The sequence below is a fragment of the Pseudoduganella violacea genome, assembly GCF_014191875.1.
GTDB classification, from domain to species: Bacteria; Pseudomonadota; Gammaproteobacteria; order Burkholderiales; family Burkholderiaceae_D; genus Rugamonas; species Rugamonas violacea_A.
Map to the genome: position 1 here is coordinate 220428 of NZ_JACHXD010000008.1, position 18962 is coordinate 239389.

The window sequence follows — 18962 nt, forward strand, 5'->3', positions numbered from 1 at the left end:
AGTGCAAGCGCCATGCCATGCACGGCATCAGCAGGAAAGGAAGGGAAAGCCGCGCTGGGCGGCGAAGGGAAATTCGCCCGCTGGCCTGGCCGGGCGAAATGCGGCGAAGCGGCTTTCGCCGCCTTGCGCTCAGGCTGCGATAACCACCGTCAGCAGGGCGACATAGCCGTCCGTTGCATTGCCGCTGATGGTAGCGAGCTGCAACGGGTAGCCATCGCTGAAGACATCGTCGGTGGCATAGCTGACCGGGAAAGATGGTGGTGAAAAAGTGTTGATCAGATTGCCGCTGCTGCCAGCGTTCGGCAAGCCGTTGGCAAGCGCTTTCAAGAAGCTGCTCAATTGCGTGCTGGAGTCCGAGCTATCGCTGCCCAAGGTCTGCAGCAGGCTTTTGAACGAGATTTCCAGCGTCGTGCTGTCCGATTCCGCCTCGTCCTCGGATGAGGCGCCGCCATCCAGCTTGGAAATCAGGCCTTGCAGATCGCTGGCCAGCTTGCCGGGGCCGCCGCCCGGTCCAGGTCCACCCGCGCCACCGGGGATGCCGCCCTGGCCTGCTTCGCCATATGGAGGCGGCCCGCCCTGCACGCCGCCCTGTTCATGCAGGGCCGCCATCAAATCCTGCAAAAAGCCGCCCAAGGCCTGGGCCGCGTTGCTGGTGCCGCTGGTACTGCCGGTGCTATCCGTACTTTCACCCGTGCTGCTTGCATCCCCGGCGCTGCTGACACCTATCGATTGCAAGGCATCGGCGACAGCGTTCACCAGGCCAGCGCCGTCGGGAGGCGGCGGCCGGCGCACCGCGACGCCATCCGTACTGCTGTTCTGCGCCGTCTTGCCGGTGTAGGCCAGCTGGCTGGCGGCGCTGCTGGAATTCAGGGAAGTGATATTCATACTTTGCTCCTTAACGGTAAATTCAAGGACGTGGCGGCCGCGCCGTCCCGCGCTCTTCGATCTGCTTGCGCTGCTCGGGGGTCAGCAAGGACAGCAGTTTCTGATCCGTGCGCACTCTTTGCAGCTGCATATTCGCCATCGCTTGTGCCGCGGCCTGCGCCTGCCTGGCCGCCGCCGCGTCGTCATATTTGTCGGCCAGGCGCATATCGTGCAGGGCGCGGGCGGCCTTTTCGTGGGCCTTCGCCTGTTCGCGCAGGTACGGCGCCTGGGCGTGCAAAATGGCGAAGACCTTGTCCTGCTGCACCTCGCTCAATTGCAAGCCATGCAGAAATGGCGGTTCGCCACGCGGACCGGGACCGCGATGCGACCCACCCGGCGGTGGAAAGCCCGGTCCTTTCATGCCTCCCTGCTCTTCCGGCAAGCTTTCAAAACCGCCATCGGGGGGGGACATTTCCGGACCACCGCGCTGCATGCCGCGCGGCGGCGCCTCGCCGGCGGCAAAAGCGCCCAGCGGCAGGGCCAGCGAAGCGGCGAGCGCGAATCCTTGCAAAGCTTGTTTTGTGTTTTTCATTTGCTTCAGTCCTATGAGTGGATCGGAGCATCCATTCTCGGCCGGGCAGGTGTAAAGCGCTGTCAGGCAGACGTAAAACCATGTAAAGATGGTCCGCTTCTCCCATGTAAAAGCAGGTAAAGCGGAACCGGGGAGCGGGGCTTCTTTGTTATGATGGCCTGATCCCATCCCATGAAAACACGGCAATGAGCAAGGTTCTGTTGATAGACGACGATATCGAACTGGTAGGCATGTTCCAGGAGTATCTGGAACAGGAAGGCTTCAGCGTGCGCACCGCCAACGACGGCGACAGCGGCGCGCGCGAAGCGCTCAGCGGCCAGTACGCCATCGCCGTGCTGGATGTGATGATGCCGCGCATGAACGGCCTGGAAACGCTGCGCCGCATCCGCGCCGCCAGCCACCTGCCGGTGCTGATGCTGACCGCGCGCGGCGACGATACCGACCGTATCGTCGGCCTGGAACTGGGCGCCGACGATTATGTGGCCAAGCCCTGCACGCCGCGCGAATTGACGGCGCGCATCCGCGCCATCCTGCGCCGCACCCAGAATACCGGCAACGAGAATAACGCTTCCGTCCAGCCGCTGAGCGTGGGCCAGCTCACCATGTGGCCCGAGCAGCGCCGCGCCACCTGGGCCGGCAATGCGCTGGAGCTGACCAGCACCGAGTTCAACCTGCTTGAGGTCCTGGCGCGCAATGCCGGCAAGCAGGTCAGCAAGAGTACCTTGTCGGAACAAGGTCTGGGGCGGCCGATGGCGCGCTTCGACCGCAATATCGACGTGCATCTGAGCAGCCTGCGGCACAAGCTGGGCACCATCGCCGACGGCCGTTCCTGCCTGCAGACCGTGTACCGCATGGGCTATCAGCTCATCAAGGAGTAGGCGCGTGGGCAGGTTGTTCTGGAAGTTCTTCTTTTCCATCCTGCTGGCGCAGTTTGCGGCCACGGTGGCCATCGGTGGCGCGGTCTGGCTCAAGGAACACAACGCGCGCCAGCAAAAGCGGCTGGATCTCGATACCAGCCCGCCCGCCGAGATGGCCATCGAATCGGCCGTCGCCACGCTGAAGTTCGGCGGCGCCGGCGCGCTGCGCCAGCTGCTGGAGAATATGGACCGCCACCGCGTGTATGCGGTCGACGACAGCGGCAAGGAGCTGCTGGGCCGCGTCGTGCAGCCGCCGATACTGGCGGAGGCGCGCGCCTTGCTGGGCAAGGGTGACCTGCGTGTGGTGCGCAAGGTCGCCACGCCGGGCGGCCATCCCTACCTGCTGTTCCTGCCTTCGCGCGAGCATTTTCGCGGCCTGGGCATCGACCTGCCGCCGCTGATCGGCCCGCCGGAACGCGCCGTTCCCGGCGGTCCCAATGGCGTGGAGCGGCCGCCTGGCCCGCCCGGTCCGCGCTTCCATCCGCTGACGCCCTTCATTCCACTGGCGGCGGCAGTCCTCGCCAGCCTTTTATTCGCCGCCCTGCTGGCCTGGTATTTCTCGCGGCCGATCCGCGCGCTGCGCCAGGCTTTCGAGGCTGCATCGAGCGGCGACCTGGCGCCGCGCTTCGCGCAAGCGCCCAGCCGCCACGCCGATGAGCTGAGCGATCTGGGACGCGATTTCGACCGCATGACGGCGCGCCTGCGCAGCCTGATCGACGGCCAGACCCGCTTGCTGCACGACGTCTCGCACGAGCTGCGTTCGCCGCTTGCGCGCCTGCAGGCGGCCATCGGCCTGGCGCACCAGCAGCCGGAAAAGATGCGGTCCTCGCTGGAGCGCATCGAAAGGGAGAGCGTGCGCATGGATAAGCTGGTAGGCGAACTGCTCACCCTCTCGCGCCTGGAAGCGGGCGCCTACAGCCCGGGCAAGGAAGATATCGGCATGGCCGAACTGCTCGACCAGATTCTGGGCGATGCCGAATTCGAAGCGGCCTCGCACGGCCGCGCCATCACGCAGCAAGGCAATGCCGACGTGCTGGTCAAGGGCCAAGCCGAATTGCTGGCGCGCGCCATTGAAAACGTGGTGCGCAACGCCATCAAGCATAGCCCGGTGGGAGAGTTGGTGATTGTGGAACTGGCGGCGCATCCGGAGCAGGCGCCGCGCCAGCTCAGCATCCGCGTGCTGGATCGCGGCCCGGGCGTGGCGGAAGAGGATCTGGCGACGATCTTCCAGCCCTTCTTCCGCAGCAGCGGCACGCAAAAGGACGTGGAAGGCCACGGCCTCGGCCTGGCCATCGCGCAGCAGGTGGTGCAGCAGCACGGCGGCAGCATCCAGGCTGCCAACCGCGAGGGAGGCGGCTTGCGCGTGGAAATCCTGCTGCCCGCCCAGCCCCTTGAATATTGAAGCTTAAGCCTTCGGCAGGGTCACGCCGTGCTGGCCCTGGTACTTGCCGTTGCGGTCCTTGTACGAGGTTTCGCAGATTTCGTCCGACTCGAAGAACAGCACCTGGGCGCAGCCTTCGCCGGCGTAGATCTTGGCCGGCAGCGGCGTGGTGTTGGAGAACTCCAGCGTGACATAACCTTCCCATTCCGGCTCGAACGGCGTGACATTGACGATGATGCCGCAGCGCGCGTAGGTCGATTTGCCCAGGCAGACCGTCAGCACATTGCGCGGAATGCGGAAATACTCGATGGTGCGGGCCAGCGCGAAGGAGTTCGGCGGGATGATGCAGACATCGCTTTTCACGTCTACGAAGGAGTTCGAATCGAAGTTCTTCGGATCGACGATGGTGCTGTTGATATTGGTGAAAACCTTGAATTCGTCGGCGCAGCGGATATCGTAGCCATAGGACGAGGTGCCGTAAGAGATCACCTTGCGGCCATCGACCATGCGCACCTGGCCCGGCTCATACGGCTCGATCATTCCGTGTTGTTCCGCCATCCGGCGTATCCATTTATCGCTTTTAATCGTCATCGCAAGGCCATTTTCTCTAGATTGCAGGGTGGGCGGACGCTTGCGCGCCCGCAGTTTGGCAGCGATTTTACGCGAAAGGCCCGGCTTTGAACATTTTTAGCCGGCCAGACTTGCTTCCGGCTGCCCGCCGCACAGGCTCAGATGCGGGCCAATCAACGCGCAAATCATCTCGCGCGTGGCCTGGGCGGCGGCCGTCGGCGATTCCATCGGGAAGAGATGGCCGCCCGGCAGCAGGCGGAAATGCTCGCCCACCAGCGCCCGGGTCGCATCCAGGCCAGCCTGGCGGTTTTCCACCGACACCGTGCCGCCGACGAAACCGACCGGCACCGGGAAATCGCCCGCCACCAGGCTGCCGATATGGTGCGGCAGGCTGCGGTACACGGCCGTTTCGTTTTCGCGGGTGAAGCGCAGTTGCACGCCTTCCGGATGCGGCTTCAGGCCAGCCTCGATATAGTCCTGCAACACGCCCGGCGCCCAGGCGGCGAAGATATCCTTGCTGGCGAAGTGCCGCAGGGCCGCGGCGGGGTCGGGCCAGACATTGCGCCGGCGTGCCGAAAAGCGCGCCGGCGAATAGCGGTCGGCCACCATGGTGCGCTTCAGAAGGCGCCACATCAGGGCGCGCCAGCCGCCCACCACGGGCGAATCGAGCAGCACCACGCAGCGCACCAGGTCCGGACGCGCGGCAGCGGCCATGAGGCTCAGCATGCCGCCCAGCGAATGGCCGACCAGGATCACCGGCTCTTCCTTATAGCGCTTCACCAATTCGTCCAGCAGCTCGCGCACCAGCGCGTGCCAGCCATCCTGCACCGGATAGACGGGGTTGTGGGCGTGCATATCGAGGGCCTGGATGTCGAAGTCCTGGCCCAGCAGTTCAAACAGCTGGCGGTAAGTCCCCGCCGGATAGCTGTTTGCATGCGAAAAATGGATTTTTGGCTTGCTCATTGTGATGTGTGCGCCCAGCCGTGGCGGGCGGTCTCCTGATTATTATCATTTTATTGTAAGGAGACTAGCCCGGAAATATTGGTAGAAAGGCTCTAAGTTCCCTGCTCCGGCCGCGGCTCGGGCGTTTCTGGCGCATTCGGCTTTTCCACGATGATGAGATGGGTACTCTGCACTTCGCGGTGTTCCTGCTTCACGACCTGGGTGGCAACCGCTTTCGCTGGAACGACAGGCTTGGGGTGGCGGGGAAAGAGCATGGCCTCACGTGTGAAAAAGTCAAAGTTTCACCGATGTGGGCGCGGCGGCGCCAATTTCAAGGATGCTAAGGTCCGTACCAGTAGCGCGCGTGGCTTTTGCGGTACTCATCGACTTCCATCTTGTCAGTGAAGCGCAATGTGATGGCGCCGGATTCATCGCTGCGCAGGCGGCGGATGCCATTGGCGGCGTAGCGCGCGTAGACCTCCGGCTTGGGATGGCGGTAGCGGTTGCGGTAGCCGGTCTGAAAGATAGCGATAGAAGGCTGCACCGCCGCCAGAAACGCCGGCGTGGATGAGGTGCCGCTGCCGTGATGGGGCGCGAGCAGCACGTCGGCCTGCAACTTCTCTCCCGCACCGCGCAGCAGCTCGGCCTCCTGGTCGGCTTCGATATCGCCGGCCAGCAGCAGCGAGGCATTCCTCGTGCTGACGTGCAGCACGCAGCTGCGGGCATTGGTCTTAAGCTTTTCGTCGCCGTAGCTGGCGGCGGCAGGATGCAGCACCTCAAAGCGTACGCCATCCCACTGCCAACGTTGGCCCGCCTCGCAACGCCGGTGCTGGCGCGCCGCATCCAGCACCGCATGCCCATCCGGCAGCGAAGACAGCAGCCAGCGGACGCGCACATTCTGCATCACGGTCAGCGCGCCGCCGACATGGTCGGTATCGCTATGGCTGATGAGCATTCCATCCAGCTGGCCGATGCCGCGCGCCCGCAAATACGGCACGATGACGCGGTTGCCGCCATCGGCGTCGGGCGCATAGGTCGGGCCGGCGTCGTACAGCAGGCGGTGGCCCGAGGTTTCCAGCAGCAGCGCCATGCCCTGTCCCACGTCGAAAGCAGTCACCTGCAATTCGCCGTCCTGCGGATGGACCGGTTCGGCCGTCAGCAAGGGCAGCCAGCTCGCCAGGCCCAGCCAGCGCGTCGGCCATCCCCTGGGCGCGAGCAGCCACAGGGTTCCCACTAAAGTCCAGGCGAAGAGCCACCACGGCGGCATGGGGGCGGTCCAGACCGAAAATTCAACGCCGGACAACCAGCGCAGCCCGGCCGCCAGCACGCGTATGGTTTCGTGCGACGCCAGCAGCAAAGGCCCGGCCAGCGGATCGGGCAGGAAGCTGCCCAGCAGCGCCATGGGTGTCACGACCAGGCTCACAAGCGGAATCGCCACTGCGTTCGCCACGGGGCTGAGCAGCGAGACCTGGGCAAACAGCAGCATGGTCAGCGGCACCAGGCCCAGTGTCACGGCGTATTGCGTGTTCAGCGCCTCGCGCAGGCCTTGCCCGATACGCTGGCGGCGCGTCAGCGACGTACCGCGCCGTTTGCGCCGTCTTGCTTCACCCGGCGCTAGCAGCCCTGCCCCATCGCCGGCCTGGGCCTCGTTCTTATGAAGAGCGGTCCGTCCCAGCGAGGCATACAGGATGATCGCCACCGCGCCAAAGGAAAGCCAGAATCCCGGCTGCTGCACGGCCCAGGGATCGAGCAGCACGACAATGCCCGCCGCCAGCGCCAGCACATGGGATACCGCAGTCAAGCGGCCGCACCACAGTGCCAGCGCGATCACGGACAGCATATACAGCGTACGCTGCGCCGGGACGCCAAAACCGGCCAGCAGCACATACACCAGCCCCGCCAGCCATCCGGCGACGGCCGCCAGCTTTTGCGCCGGCAGCAGCAAGGGCAACTGGTGCTGAGTAAAGAAGGAATGCCGCCACAGCCATGAGGCCAGCCAGGCGGCAAGCCCCGCGATCATGGTGATATGCAGGCCGGAGATGGAGATGAGATGGCTGATGCCCGTGCGGTTGAACACCTGCCAGTCCGCCTGCGGAATGGAACGCTGGTCGCCCACCACCAGCGCCACGATCACACCGGCATAAGGTTTTCCGTTCAATGTGCGCTGAATCTTGTCGCGCAAAACAGAGCGGCAATACTCAACGACGTTATGGGCGTTGAAGACAAAGCTGCTCAAAAGCCGCTGGCTGCCATCGTCACGCACATAACCGGTGGCACGCACGCCCTGCTCCAGCAGCCACAGTTCATAATCAAAGCCATGCGGATTCGCATTCCCGTGTGGCCGTTGCAAGCGCACCTTAAACCGCCAGCGCTGGCCCGGTTGCACGTCGTCGATCGCATGCGCCGCGCCGAAACGTCCCGCGTACCATGAAAGGACGATGCGCGGCGGGACGATTGCCAGCGGCAGCGGACGATGGCTGGCATCTACCGCCTCTTCAACGGCGAAATTGAAGCGCATGCCGCGCTCAAAGCGATACGGCAGATTGTCGATCACGCCTGTTACGATGAAATCGCGGCCCTCATCAGCTTTCGCCAGCGCCGGCTCCAGCGCTATCTGCGCTTGCCACCCGGCCCAGAAAAAGCCCAGCAGGCAACCGAAGACGAAGCGTAAAAATGGTCTGCACAACAGCGGCTCGCGCATTGCGCGTTGCAAGCTTAAAGCCTGCAACAGCAAAGCGAGCAGGCTCGCGGCCAGCATTCCTTCAGCGGCATACGCGGGTAAATCCGACTGCATCTGAAGGACCGCCGCGCCAGCGATCACACCGAGCAACAAGCTACGCATTCCCACCCCCCTTGCGTCAACAATAAGGGCGAGTATTGGCTCTGTTCAAAAACGCTCGTTGATGTATACCTATCTTTATTTAGAATAGCTTACCGAACAAGCCTTTCAGAGTGGTCTGCTGGTCAGGGCCATAATTTATCAAGATGCGCGTGGCGTCGCATCCGCTCGCTGCGGGAGCGACCTTGTCCTGCGATTTTAGCCAGCTTACGGTGAGGTCAGTCTCGAAAGCCTTGCCGAATTCCGAGGTCGCGCCATTGCTGGTTCCCCAGCCGCCCGTCATCATCACGCTTTGCGCTCCGCCCCAGGCTAGAGGATGCAGGCCGTCCCGTTTTTTGGTATTCCCGCAAGTGCTGGCGCCCACAACACAGTTCCCGGCCAGCACCTGGGCCAAGGTAGCCTTGCCCGCGGCTACCTGGTCCATGAGCATATAGTTGGCTGGGATGACCAAGTTGTCTCGCGTCGCTTCGGAAACCAGAATGGCTGCCATGATGTTACCCAACGCATAGGTGGATTGATCGTCGCCCGTTATGCCGCCACCGCCGCCATACACGGCCTGCACGCGGTCCAGCGTCAGCGGGTTTGACTTCAGCGAATCGGCCAATTCGTACATCTCCGGATAGGTGCTGCCAAAGCAGGTACTGGCGTTGCCATCTTGCTTTCCCCAGAAGTAGACGTAATTGTTATGCTCGCCACCGAGGCAAGAGCGGTAGTAGATTGCTTTACCCATCGAAAAATAATGTGCGGTCAGACCGGTGCCGTCGCAGGTCATCTTGACCAGTTGGCGGAATTTAGTCTTGTTTTTGAAGTCGCCAAAATAATTGGTGGCGCCGGGAGGCGTGTTAGGTATTTCCGGATTCACGCCGGTGCAACGTCGCGGGTTGGTCGGTAAGGCTTGGGGCTGGAGCGCGGTATCGGCATTTTTTTTGTCGAGCGTCGCCTGCAATGCCGCCTGACGCAATACCTCGCCTGTCGCCAGCAAGGGTGGCGCGGTGGAGCCGATTTTCGCTTTCACTGCAAAACAGCTTCTTCTTTCATCGGCGGCAACGCTTAGCGGCAGTAAGGCCGTGATGCACAGAGCTGCCAGTCCGACACCGGCGCGCACGCGCCGGCTGCTATGGTAAATGGTTAACATATGATCGCCTCCAGTTGATAGCGCAACGCAGCGGCGCCGGAATGGAAACCGCCATGCGTCAGATCACGATAGGGCGAACGACACAGTCCAAACTGACAGTTGCTGACATATCCGGCGCTGCCGCTTTTGCTTATGCGGGCGATACAAATGCAGTCGGCTGCATGCGCGGCAGACTGGCGCAGGCGTTGGCAGCGGTGGCAGATGCGACTTCGCCGATATCGATGCCGCGCAGTTCGGCCAACACTGCGGCGATGCGCGGAATCTGATCGGGGGAGTTGCGGCCCGGATGAACCCAGGCGGGTGAGATATCGGGCGCGTCCGTCTCCAGCACAATGGACGACAGCGGCAATTCGGTCGCCAGGCGGCGAATCTGCAGGGCGCGCGTAAAGGTCATGGCGCCGCCGAATCCCAGTTTGAAACCAACGTCGATAAAGCCCTGCGCCTGCTGGAAGCTGCCGTTGAAGGCGTGGGCGATGCCGCCCGCCGGCGGAATCTGGCGCACATGCTTGAGCACCTGGTCCTGTGATTTGCGCACATGGCAAAGCACGGGCAGGCTGAAGTCGCGGGCAATCTTCAACTGCTCGCGCAGGAAATGGATCTGCTTCTCGCGCATCTGCGGTTCGCACAGCATGGGGATGAAGAAGTCCAAGCCGATCTCGCCGATCGCCACGTAGCGCGGATCGGCCATGGCCTGTTCGACCTGCTGGCGCATGAAGACCAGATCATCCTCGCTGGCCTGCGGCACGTAGATGGGATGGATGCCCAGCGCGTAGCAGGCATTCGGCGCAGTATCGGCCAGTTGCTTGACGATGGAGAAGTTGGCCTTCTCCACCGCCGGAATCACGATCATGTCCACGCCCTGCGCGGCAGCCTGCTTAGCCACGGCCAGCGACTCGGCGCCGAATTCGTGCGCATCCAGATGGCAGTGGGTATCGATCCACATGGCGGTCTCCTAGCCCGCGCGCAAGCCTTCTTCGCTCATGCGCATCATACGGTCGCAGCGCTTGGCCAACTCGGCATCGTGGGTGACGATGACGAAGGCCGTGCCGGAAGTGCGCGACAATTCCAGCATCAGCTCGAAAATCTGTTCGGCCGTGGAGTGGTCTAGATTGCCGGTCGGCTCGTCGGCCAGCACGCAGGCTGGTTGGGTAACGAGGGCGCGGGCCAGGGCCACGCGCTGGCGCTCGCCGCCGGACAGCTCGCCGGGCACGTGGGTCACTCGCTTGGCCAGGCCGACGCGCGCCAGCATTTGCTGCGCCTGTTCCTGCGCTTCGGCGCGTTTCACGCGACGTATCATCAGCGGCATGGCGACGTTGTCCAGCGCAGTGAATTCGGGCAGCAGGTGGTGGAACTGGTAGACAAAGCCCAGCGACTGGTTGCGCAGGTCGCCGCGCGCCGTTTCATTCAGGCTGGCGAAGTCCTTGCCGAGCAGCGATACGCTGCCGCTGGTTGGCGTATCGAGTCCGCCCAGCAGATGCAGCAAGGTGGATTTGCCCGAACCCGATGCGCCAACGATGGCAACGCGCTCGCCGCGCCGCACTTCAAAGTCGATGCCCGACAAAACCGGCACCGAATAACTGCCCTGGGTGAAGGTCTTGCCCAATCCCCGGCAAGCCAATACCGGCGCGCCGTTCATCATTTCATTACTCATAGCGCAGCGCCTCCGCAGGTTTGACCCGTGCTGCCCACCAGCTCGGGTAGATGGTTGCAAGGAAGGCCAGCGCAACCGACACCACGCCAATCACCGCTACGTCCGGCCAATGCATGTCCGAAGGTACGGTGCTGATGTAGTAAATATCGCTCGACAAGAACTGCACCCCCAATAGTTTTTCAATAAACGGTACGATGACATCGATATTCGTGGCGACCAGCACACCACCGGACACGCCTATCAGCGCGCCCAGCACGCCCACCAGCGCCCCCTGGATCACAAAGATCTTCATGATCGAACGCGGCGAGGCGCCCAGCGTGCGCAGGATGGCGATGTCGGCCTGCTTGTCGGTCACAGTCATCACCAAGGTCGATACCAGATTGAAGGCGGCCACCGCGACCACCAGCGTCAGCACCACGAACATCATGCGCTTTTCGATCTGCACAGCGCCAAACCAAGTGGCGTTCAGCTGCGACCAGTCGCGCACCGTCAGGCTGGATGGAACCATGCGCTGCAATTCCTGCGCCACTTCCGGCGCGCGGTGCATATCGGCCAGGCGCAGGCGCAAGCCGGCCGGAGCATCGATACGCAGCATTTTCTGCGCATCCTCGATATGGATGAAGGCCAGCGTGGCGTCGAATTCGGGATGGCCGGCGCGGAACAGCGCCGCCACCGTGAAGGAGCGCATGCGCGGCACCAGGCCAGCCGGCGTGACCGTCCCCTTGGCCAGCGCCATCGTCACCTTGTCGCCCACCGTCACATGCAGGGCACGCGCCAGATCGACACCCAGCACGATATTGAACTCGCCGGAACGCAAGGAATTAAAGCTGCCCTGTTTTACCTGCCCGGCCAGATCGGAGACATTCGGTTCCCGCTCCGGCAGCACGCCGCGCACCACGGCGGGACGCAGCTCGGAGCCGCCGTGCAGCAGCATGGCCTGGGTCTGCACGAAAGGCGCGTAGCCTTTCACTTCGGGATGCTTGCTCAGCGTCTTGGCCTGTTCCTGCCAGTCCGGCATGCTGCCATCCTTGCTGAATACCTCGACATGAGCCAGCACCGACAGCATATGGTCGGTCACGTCCTTGCGGAAGCCGTTCATCACCGACAGGATGATAATCAGCGCCGCCACGCCGAGCGCGATGCCGCTCATCGAAATCAGCGAGATAAAGGAGATGAAGCTATTGCGGCTGCTGCGTTTTCCGGCGCGCGTGTAACGCAGGCCGACCAGCCATTCATAAGGGAGATTGCGGATCATGCTCATGGGCTTATGCCTCTATTATTCGTAGCGCAGCGCGTCAGCCGGCTTGACGCGGGCGGCGGCCCAGCTGGGGTACAGCGTGGCGACCAGGGACAGCGCAACCGCCGTCACGCCGATCACCGCCACATCGGGCCAGCTCAGCTCCGATGGCACGGCACTGATGAAATAGATTTCCTTGGACAGGAATTTGAAGCCCAAGACCTGTTCGATGAATGGCACGATCACATCCACGTTCGCGGCCAGCAGCACGCCGCCCGCCACGCCGAAGACGGTTCCCAGCACGCCCACCATCGAACCCTGCACCACGAAGATTTTCATGATGGCGCGTGGAGAAGCGCCCAGGGTGCGCAGGATGGCGATATCCGCCTGCTTGTCCGTCACCGTCATCACCAGCGTGGCCACAAGATTGAAGGCCGCCACCGCCACGATCAGCGTCAGAATGATGAACATCATCTGCTTCTGCATGCGCACGGCGGCAAACCAGGTGGCGTTCACCTTGGTCCAGTCGCGTACCATGAAGTCGCCGTTCAAGGTCTGGCGCAGCTCGAAAGCCACTTGCGGCGCGCGCTGCAAGTCGGCTACACGCATGCGCAAGGCCATGGGGCCAGGCGTTTGCAGCAATTGCTGGCCATCTTCCAGGCTGATGAAAGCCAGACCAGAATCGAATTCGTTGTGGCCGGCCTCAAACACGCCCGCCACGGTAAAGCTGCGCATGGCGGGCGCCGCGCCGGACGAGGCCATCGCGCCCTGGGCCAGCGCCATGCCGACCTTGTCGCCGATTTTCACTTCCAGCGCTTTCGCCAGCTCCGCGCCCAACACGATATTGAAGGAGCCGGGCTTGAGTTCATTGAAACTGCCCTGCTTTACCTGGCGCGTCACTTCGGAGACGGTGCCTTCCAATTCGGGCAGCACGCCGCGCACGATGGCCGGGCGCAGATTGTCGCCGCCATGCACCAGCATGGCCTGCAGTTCGACGAAGGGGGCGGCGCCGCGCACCTCGGGATGCTGTTTGGCCTGGCGCGCCACGGCCTGCCAGTCCGGCATGGCACCGCGCATATCGTAGGCTTCCACATGGCCCAGCACCGACACCATGCGCTCCGTGACCACTTTCTGAAAGCCGTTGTAGACCGACAGCACGACGATCAGCGCGGCCACGCCCAGGCCGATGCCGCTCATCGAGATCAGCGAAATAAAGGAGATGAAGCTATTGCGTCCGCTGCGCTTTCCGGCGCGCGTGTAGCGCAGGCCGACCAGCCATTCGAAAGGCAGATTGTTAAAAATACTCATGAATCAGAGCCAGCTGAAGACGCGAAGCCCGCAGTGTGCCATATAAATGTCCGCCCATGGCTTAAAGTATAAAGTTTCACCAGAGAAACCCTGACAAAAGCGGTTTTCCGGCCCGGTGCTATCCACTACAATGGCGGGATGGCTTCTACCACCGTCGTACTTCCCTTCGCGCTTCCTCCCCCGGAACTGGCAACTGATCTGACCCGCGTTTTGCAGGCGCCCGCGCTGGCGGCCCTGGTTGCGCGCCACAGCTTGCGTAAATTACACGCTTTCGATCCGGCCGACCGTGTGCTGCCGCACGAAAGCTGGCTGGCGCGCGCGCTCGGCTCGGGCCAGGGCGCGGCGCCGCTGGCCGCCGCCGCGCTGCGCGGTTTTGGGCTGGAACAGAGCGAGGGCTATTGGTTCATCGTCCACCCGATCCATATCCAGCTGGCGCGCAACCATCTGCTGATGGCCGATCCACGCCAGTTGCGCCTGGACGAAGCCGATTCGCGCGCCCTGTTCGACGCGGCCCGGCCGTATTTCGAGGAAGTGGGCAAAACCCTGCTGTATGGCGACGCCGAAACCTGGTTCATGCGCGCCGACGAGTGGAGCGTTTTGCGTACCGCCTCGCCGGATGCCGCCGCCGGCGTCAATCTGAGCGACTGGATGCCGGAAGGGCCGAATACCCTGGCCTTCCGCAAGCTGCAAAATGAAATCCAGATGCTGTGGCATGAGCATCCGGTCAACCAGGCCCGCGAAGCGCGCCGCCTGCCGCCCGTGAACTCCTTCTGGATGTGGGGCGGCGCTGCCGCTCCCGCGCCGCAAGCGCCGCTGAAACTGGCAAGCTGCGAATGTCCGGCATGGCTGGCCGCGCTGGCGCCTGCCGGTGCGCGCGCCGCTTCCGCCGCCAACGTGCTGGCAGCGCCCGACAGCGTGACAGTCCTGGGCCAGCTTATCGCGCCCGGCCTGGGCGGCGACTGGTCCGCCTGGCTGCTGGAGATGCAACGCCTGGAACAGGAGTGGTTCGCGCCGCTGCTGGCGGGCGTCAAGGATGGCCGCATCGGCAATCTGACCCTGATCCTCGGCCGGCGCGACAGCTGGCTGGAAATCCGCACCAATAAACTGGCGCAGCACAAATTCTGGTGCGCGCCCAAGCTGAAGAATCTGCACACATGACCCGTATCGCCATTCGTCCCTGCCCTTTCCGCGAATCGGAAATGCTGCGCCAGGGCGGCATCCATCCCGTGCTCGCGCGCCTGTTTGCGGCGCGCGGCTTGTTCGACCCGAAAGAGCTGTCCAGCGAGCTGGCGGCCCTGATCGCCCCAGCCGGCCTGCTGCATATCGATGCCGCCGCCGCCTTCCTGGCCGACTCCATCGCCGCCAACAAACGCATGGTGATCGTGGCCGACTACGACTGCGACGGCGCGACCGCCTGCGCCACCGCCTTGCGCGGCCTGCGCGCCATGGGCGCCGACGTCGACTTCATCGTCCCTAACCGCTTCGAGTACGGCTATGGACTGACGCCGGAAATCGTGGCCCTGACCGCGCGCGAAAAGACGCCGGACATCATCATCACCGTCGATAACGGCATCGCCAGCATCGAAGGCGTGGCCGAGGCAACGCGGCGCGGCATTGAAGTCGTCATTACCGACCACCACCTGCCCGGCGATTCGCTGCCCGACGCGCGCGTCATCGTCAATCCCAACCAGCCGGAATGCGGCTTTCCGTCCAAGCATCTGGCGGGCGTGGGCGTGGTGTTTTACGTGCTGCTGGCACTGCGCGCCGAACTGCGCCGCCGCGGCGTCTTCGACGCGCAAACCCAGCCCAAGCTGGACAGCCTGCTCGACCTGGTGGCGCTGGGCACCGTGGCCGACGTGGTCAAACTGGACCCCAACAACCGCATCCTGGTGGCGCAAGGCCTGAAACGCATGCGCGCCGGCCGCATGCAGCCCGGCGTAGCCGCCCTGTTCCGCGTGGCGGGACGGCAGGCGCGCAGCGCCAATCCCTTCGACCTGGGCTTCGCCCTTGGCCCGCGCCTGAACGCGGCCGGCCGCCTGGAAGATATGTCGCTCGGCATTGAATGCCTGGTCACGGACGACGAGGACCGCGCCTGGCAACTGGCGCAGGAACTCAACGAGATCAATATCAAGCGGCGCGAGATCGAGGCGGATATGCAGGATACCGCCATGCTGCATCTGGACGATTTCAGTCCGGCCGACAGCAGCACCATCTGCGTCTTCGATGAATCGTGGCACCAGGGCGTGATCGGCATCGTCGCCTCGCGCCTGAAGGAAAAGTTTTACCGTCCCACCATCACCTTCGCTCCGGCGGGCGACGGCTGGATCAAGGGCTCCGGCCGGTCCATCCCCGGCTTCCACCTGCGCGACGCGCTGGACCTGGTGTCCAAGCGCGCGCCCAGCCTGATCGACAAGTTCGGCGGCCACGCCATGGCCGCAGGCTTGAGCATCCGCGCCGATGCGCTGGATGCCTTCACCCAGGCCTTCGAAGCCGTGGGCAGCGCCTGGCTCAGCGAGCAGCAGCTGGAACGCGTGGTGGAAACCGACGGCCCGCTGGATGACAACTGCTACACCACCCAGTTCATCGAGCTGCTGGATGGCCAGGTCTGGGGCCAAGGCTTCGCGCCGCCCGTCTTCTGCGACGAATTCCGCGTGGTCAGCCAGCGCATCCTCAAAGAGCGCCATTTGAAGCTGCTGCTGGAGAAGAACGGCGCGCGCTACGACGCCATCTGGTTCGGCCACATCGACTCGCTCGGCGACCGCGCCCGCGTCGCCTTCCGCCTGGACGCCAACGAATACAACGGCGTCACCAAGGTGCAGCTGCTGGTCGAGCATGCCGAACCTGCCTAATTAGGCAAGCAGATAGCGAACCTCTCCATACTCTGCACCGGAAAGGAATGAGTCCACACCCAAGCGACTTCCCCGTCCCAGCACTGCGCCGCGGATATCTTCGCGGCGCAAAGTCAACCTCATCTCACAGCTCAGCAAGCCAAGAGAGAGCTTGCGCACCATCGTTCGCAGAGCCGCCGCACCATCGCTGCCTGGCAGAAAACGATTGAAATCATCCTGCGTCAGCGGCCCAGCGTGCAGGCGTAAGCGCCGATCGCGGCGCCAGATGCGCTCTCCCAACGCGGCGTTTTCGCCAAGGACGCAGTTGTCCATGCCAAGACCGTTGCGTGTTTCAGCATTCAAGACTTCCCAACTGCCGGCAAACTGCTCAACACGAAGAGGGATGCCGAAATGCGCGCTTAGCATCTGGGCCATTGATGCCCCCGAGTTGGACGGCCGACGTAGGATCGCGGCGTAAAAAGCCTGGACTTCGTCTTTCTCAGTTGCGGCGGCCAGCGCCAGCATTATTTTCAGGAAACCGGTGTCGGATAGCGCTTCCGGGCGGTAGCTGCTCCAGGCCTTGAAGAATAGCGGCAATGCGCGGGCCGAGAATATCTCGATAAAGGCCTGCGCGCCGTCGTCGTCGTTCATGGCGCCGCGTCCAGCGGCGAGACGCTCGGTGTAGTGCAGCGGCAACGCCCCGCCGACACCCAGCATACTCATGAAGGCGGCTGTTAATTCAAGGCTGCCGTCGTCAGCTCGTTTCAGGACTTCGATTTCCGATCCTGGGAAAGCCAGCGATCTACTGCCCTTACAGTGCAGCGCTGGAGATCCGCAACGAAGCTTGCGGACTTCCAGCAGGCGCATGGCCTGGCTGAATTCATAACGCTGCGGCTCGCTCAGCAGGCACTCGATCAGCGCAGGCTCAGGTTTCCATTGCGGGGTGGGCATCGCAGCAGCTCCTCTCCGGTGGCGGCCGATACAACGGTCAATTGCGTAAAGCTGTTCAGGTGTACTTGCGTGGCGAGAAAGTGTTCGATTACCTGCGCGAATAAATGCAGGCCACTGCCTGCATAGGAACTTTGATCAAGCGTCATGCGGATAGCGAAACCTTGTACCGGCCACGCGCCGTGGCAGTCGCTCAAGGAAGCCTGCGCTGGCTGCCATTCGATGCTGACGATGCCTTCCACTAGCCGTCGCGTACTTGGCGATTGAACGGGATCGAACAGGGATAATATGGCGGCAAACTGCTGCGCATCCATCCGCTGCAAACCGCGCCCACTGCGGCTTAACAAGGCCAGCAAACGCCATTCGTTTTGCGCCTCCAGGGGCGCTGGACGCAGTGGCGACGGCTGGCCAAGTAGTTGCAGACGCTGGCCGGTATCATCGCGCAGGTCGCCGACCAGCCGTCGTGGCAAATCCGCATTGCAGCAGAGAAGATCGATGGAGGCTGCGGCGCAGCCCTCTCCATCAAGATCGATACTGCCGTCGGACAACGCGATGCGCATACCGGAGCGCCCTGCGCATCGATGGGCGATCCAGTACCGTCCTTTCGCCTCTTCCTCGCCATGGCTTTGGCGGAAGAATGGGCGGTAGATATCCACCTTGCCGCAGGCCGTCGCCATGCGCACCGAGTCAATGGCGAATATCTCGCCGGCCGATGGCGGCAATCCGCTCGGCTCAAGCTCATACTCGCTACGCATATGGGTCACGCTGATTGGGTTTGCCGCACGTGGAAAGAGATTGACGACAGGTGTGGCGCCAATTCGCAAATTGTCGGCCGACAGAGTTCCAAGCACCTGCGCCGGGCTCGCCTGGCGCTGCGCGTCGGGCAGCAGCAGATGCAAGATAAGGCGCCGGCCTGGATAGTGGCGCAAGGCGGCGATATCGAGATCGATGAAGTTGAACTTCTGCGGAAATGAAAAGTATTCCTTCAGGAGGCGTTCCCCCTCGTCCTCGCCGGGACAACGCGGCAGCAAGGCCTCATCCTCCGCGAAGCCTACCGAACGCAGGGGAATGGATGGAAGTGGGTGCCAAAGCCCGTCCCGGGTTTCCACGTAAGCCAGGCGCGCCTTGAGGAAGAAGGCATCGCGCAAGGCGGCGCAGAACGAAGCTTCTCCGTCCAGATATATGCGCAAGCACTCCTGCCCAGATCCCGGCAGCTCCTCGATCGTGATGCTGATGAGGGATGAGAATACCGGCAAATCTGGCTTGTCCGGCCGGGCCACGTAAGCGGCGGAAGCAATCCGCGCAGGGCTGACGCAAACGTCGTACACGGTGCGGAAGCAGCAAGCCACACTGTCCACCGGCGCCGACTGCAGCGTTGCGCCACGGGGGAGTGCGGCGCCCTGCCCGTCCAGGCAGACGATGGCGCAGGCAGGAAATGGACGCCAATGCTGTGGATACAGCATCTGAAACAAGGCGCTGATGAACCGTGGATAGTCGTCATCGAGGCGCTTGGCGATGCGGGCATTGAGCATGGCCACAGCCTGCGCCAGGCGGTCGGCATGGGGATCGACGGCCGCGCCATCATGCGCCAGAGCGCCAGCCAAGCCAGGATAGCGCGCGCCGAACAACGGGCTGGCGTGGCGCAGCGCCAGCAGTTCCCGCTCCAGATACGGCAGAAGTTGCTCCATAAGACGCCCTCGAAAGATATTCTGATTCAACATCTCCATACTGGCAGCTGGCGGCACTTAGA

General features: G+C 63.2%; 16 protein-coding genes. 4 read left to right on the forward strand and 12 right to left on the reverse strand.

Annotated features, from left to right (window positions below; genetic code table 11):
• Nucleotides 1–129 precede the first annotated feature (129 nt).
• Together FHS03_RS15690 and FHS03_RS15695 are read right to left on the reverse strand one after the other, a co-directional pair.
• Entirely contained in the window at nucleotides 130–885 is a 756-nt protein-coding gene (locus FHS03_RS15690; protein ID WP_183441882.1) for a hypothetical protein, read from the reverse strand.
• Between the two features lie 22 nt (nucleotides 886–907).
• Nucleotides 908–1456: a Spy/CpxP family protein refolding chaperone gene (locus tag FHS03_RS15695; protein WP_183441883.1), complete on the reverse strand. Its 549-nt coding sequence runs from the start codon at nucleotides 1454–1456 to the stop codon at nucleotides 908–910.
• A gap of 185 nt (nucleotides 1457–1641) precedes the next feature.
• Between FHS03_RS15695 and FHS03_RS15700 the strand changes: the two genes are divergently transcribed.
• The gene (locus FHS03_RS15700; protein WP_183441884.1) at nucleotides 1642–2334 is read left to right on the forward strand and encodes a response regulator transcription factor; all 693 of its coding nucleotides are present in this window, start codon (nucleotides 1642–1644) and stop codon (nucleotides 2332–2334) included.
• A 4-nt stretch (nucleotides 2335–2338) separates the two neighbouring features.
• Nucleotides 2339–3775: a HAMP domain-containing sensor histidine kinase gene (locus FHS03_RS15705; protein ID WP_183441885.1), complete on the forward strand. Its 1437-nt coding sequence runs from the start codon at nucleotides 2339–2341 to the stop codon at nucleotides 3773–3775.
• 3 nt (nucleotides 3776–3778) lie between these two features.
• Here FHS03_RS15705 and dcd read toward each other — a convergent pair whose 3' ends face one another.
• The 8 genes from dcd to FHS03_RS15745 all read right to left on the reverse strand — a co-directional run bounded on the left by dcd (nucleotide 3779) and on the right by FHS03_RS15745 (nucleotide 13436).
• The gene (gene dcd, locus FHS03_RS15710; RefSeq protein WP_176345954.1) at nucleotides 3779–4345 is read right to left on the reverse strand and encodes a dCTP deaminase; all 567 of its coding nucleotides are present in this window, start codon (nucleotides 4343–4345) and stop codon (nucleotides 3779–3781) included.
• Nucleotides 4346–4441: 96 nt separating this feature from the next.
• On the reverse strand, nucleotides 4442–5287 hold the full coding sequence (locus tag FHS03_RS15715) for an alpha/beta fold hydrolase (RefSeq protein ID WP_183441886.1): 846 nt from the start codon (nucleotides 5285–5287) through the stop codon (nucleotides 4442–4444).
• Nucleotides 5288–5606: 319 nt separating this feature from the next.
• Entirely contained in the window at nucleotides 5607–8108 is a 2502-nt protein-coding gene (locus FHS03_RS15720; protein ID WP_183441887.1) for a DNA internalization-related competence protein ComEC/Rec2, read from the reverse strand.
• A gap of 79 nt (nucleotides 8109–8187) precedes the next feature.
• Complete coding sequence (locus FHS03_RS15725; RefSeq protein WP_183441888.1) at nucleotides 8188–9240, reverse strand: hypothetical protein; 1053 nt, start codon at nucleotides 9238–9240, stop codon at nucleotides 8188–8190.
• Nucleotides 9241–9370: 130 nt separating this feature from the next.
• Complete coding sequence (locus tag FHS03_RS15730; RefSeq protein ID WP_183441889.1) at nucleotides 9371–10183, reverse strand: TatD family hydrolase; 813 nt, start codon at nucleotides 10181–10183, stop codon at nucleotides 9371–9373.
• A gap of 9 nt (nucleotides 10184–10192) precedes the next feature.
• Nucleotides 10193–10891 carry a lipoprotein-releasing ABC transporter ATP-binding protein LolD gene (lolD, locus tag FHS03_RS15735; RefSeq protein ID WP_183441890.1) on the reverse strand — a complete coding sequence of 233 codons (699 nt, stop codon included), beginning with the start codon at nucleotides 10889–10891 and terminating at the stop codon, nucleotides 10193–10195.
• Complete coding sequence (locus FHS03_RS15740; RefSeq protein WP_183441891.1) at nucleotides 10884–12152, reverse strand: lipoprotein-releasing ABC transporter permease subunit; 1269 nt, start codon at nucleotides 12150–12152, stop codon at nucleotides 10884–10886. Before FHS03_RS15740 ends, lolD begins: the two co-directional genes overlap by 8 nt.
• 15 nt (nucleotides 12153–12167) lie before the next feature.
• Nucleotides 12168–13436 (reverse strand): lipoprotein-releasing ABC transporter permease subunit, encoded by a 1269-nt coding sequence (locus FHS03_RS15745; RefSeq protein WP_183441892.1) that lies wholly within the window; start codon nucleotides 13434–13436, stop codon nucleotides 12168–12170.
• A gap of 138 nt (nucleotides 13437–13574) precedes the next feature.
• Between FHS03_RS15745 and FHS03_RS15750 the strand changes: the two genes are divergently transcribed.
• Together FHS03_RS15750 and recJ are read left to right on the forward strand one after the other, a co-directional pair.
• Nucleotides 13575–14594, forward strand: coding sequence for a hypothetical protein (locus FHS03_RS15750; protein WP_183441893.1), 1020 nt, complete (start codon nucleotides 13575–13577; stop codon nucleotides 14592–14594).
• Nucleotides 14591–16285, forward strand: coding sequence for a single-stranded-DNA-specific exonuclease RecJ (gene recJ, locus FHS03_RS15755; protein WP_183441894.1), 1695 nt, complete (start codon nucleotides 14591–14593; stop codon nucleotides 16283–16285). Before FHS03_RS15750 ends, recJ begins: the two co-directional genes overlap by 4 nt.
• On the opposite strand, the gene tssG is transcribed toward recJ, so the two are convergent.
• Nucleotides 16286–17215, reverse strand: a complete 930-nt coding sequence (gene tssG, locus FHS03_RS15760) for a type VI secretion system baseplate subunit TssG (RefSeq protein ID WP_183441895.1) — start codon at nucleotides 17213–17215, stop codon at nucleotides 16286–16288.
• Complete coding sequence (tssF, locus tag FHS03_RS15765) at nucleotides 17179–18900, reverse strand: type VI secretion system baseplate subunit TssF (protein ID WP_183441896.1); 1722 nt, start codon at nucleotides 18898–18900, stop codon at nucleotides 17179–17181. Before tssF ends, tssG begins: the two co-directional genes overlap by 37 nt.
• Nucleotides 18901–18962: the final 62 nt, after the last annotated feature.

Excerpts from the sequence above, each read along its gene's own strand:
- FHS03_RS15690 (WP_183441882.1), bottom strand. The coding sequence starts at position 885 with ATGAATATCACTTCCCTGAATTCCAGCAGCGCCGCCAGCCAGCTGGCC.
- FHS03_RS15695 (WP_183441883.1), bottom strand. The coding sequence starts at position 1,456 with ATGAAAAACACAAAACAAGCTTTGCAAGGATTCGCGCTCGCCGCTTCG.
- FHS03_RS15700 (WP_183441884.1), top strand. The coding sequence starts at position 1,642 with ATGAGCAAGGTTCTGTTGATAGACGACGATATCGAACTGGTAGGCATG.
- dcd (WP_176345954.1), bottom strand. The coding sequence starts at position 4,345 with ATGACGATTAAAAGCGATAAATGGATACGCCGGATGGCGGAACAACAC.
- FHS03_RS15715 (WP_183441886.1), bottom strand. The coding sequence starts at position 5,287 with ATGAGCAAGCCAAAAATCCATTTTTCGCATGCAAACAGCTATCCGGCG.
- FHS03_RS15720 (WP_183441887.1), bottom strand. The coding sequence starts at position 8,108 with ATGCGTAGCTTGTTGCTCGGTGTGATCGCTGGCGCGGCGGTCCTTCAG.
- FHS03_RS15725 (WP_183441888.1), bottom strand. The coding sequence starts at position 9,240 with ATGTTAACCATTTACCATAGCAGCCGGCGCGTGCGCGCCGGTGTCGGA.
- FHS03_RS15730 (WP_183441889.1), bottom strand. The coding sequence starts at position 10,183 with ATGTGGATCGATACCCACTGCCATCTGGATGCGCACGAATTCGGCGCC.
- lolD (WP_183441890.1), bottom strand. The coding sequence starts at position 10,891 with ATGAGTAATGAAATGATGAACGGCGCGCCGGTATTGGCTTGCCGGGGA.
- FHS03_RS15740 (WP_183441891.1), bottom strand. The coding sequence starts at position 12,152 with ATGAGCATGATCCGCAATCTCCCTTATGAATGGCTGGTCGGCCTGCGT.
- FHS03_RS15745 (WP_183441892.1), bottom strand. The coding sequence starts at position 13,436 with ATGAGTATTTTTAACAATCTGCCTTTCGAATGGCTGGTCGGCCTGCGC.
- FHS03_RS15750 (WP_183441893.1), top strand. The coding sequence starts at position 13,575 with ATGGCTTCTACCACCGTCGTACTTCCCTTCGCGCTTCCTCCCCCGGAA.
- recJ (WP_183441894.1), top strand. The coding sequence starts at position 14,591 with ATGACCCGTATCGCCATTCGTCCCTGCCCTTTCCGCGAATCGGAAATG.
- tssG (WP_183441895.1), bottom strand. The coding sequence starts at position 17,215 with ATGCCCACCCCGCAATGGAAACCTGAGCCTGCGCTGATCGAGTGCCTG.
- tssF (WP_183441896.1), bottom strand. The coding sequence starts at position 18,900 with ATGGAGCAACTTCTGCCGTATCTGGAGCGGGAACTGCTGGCGCTGCGC.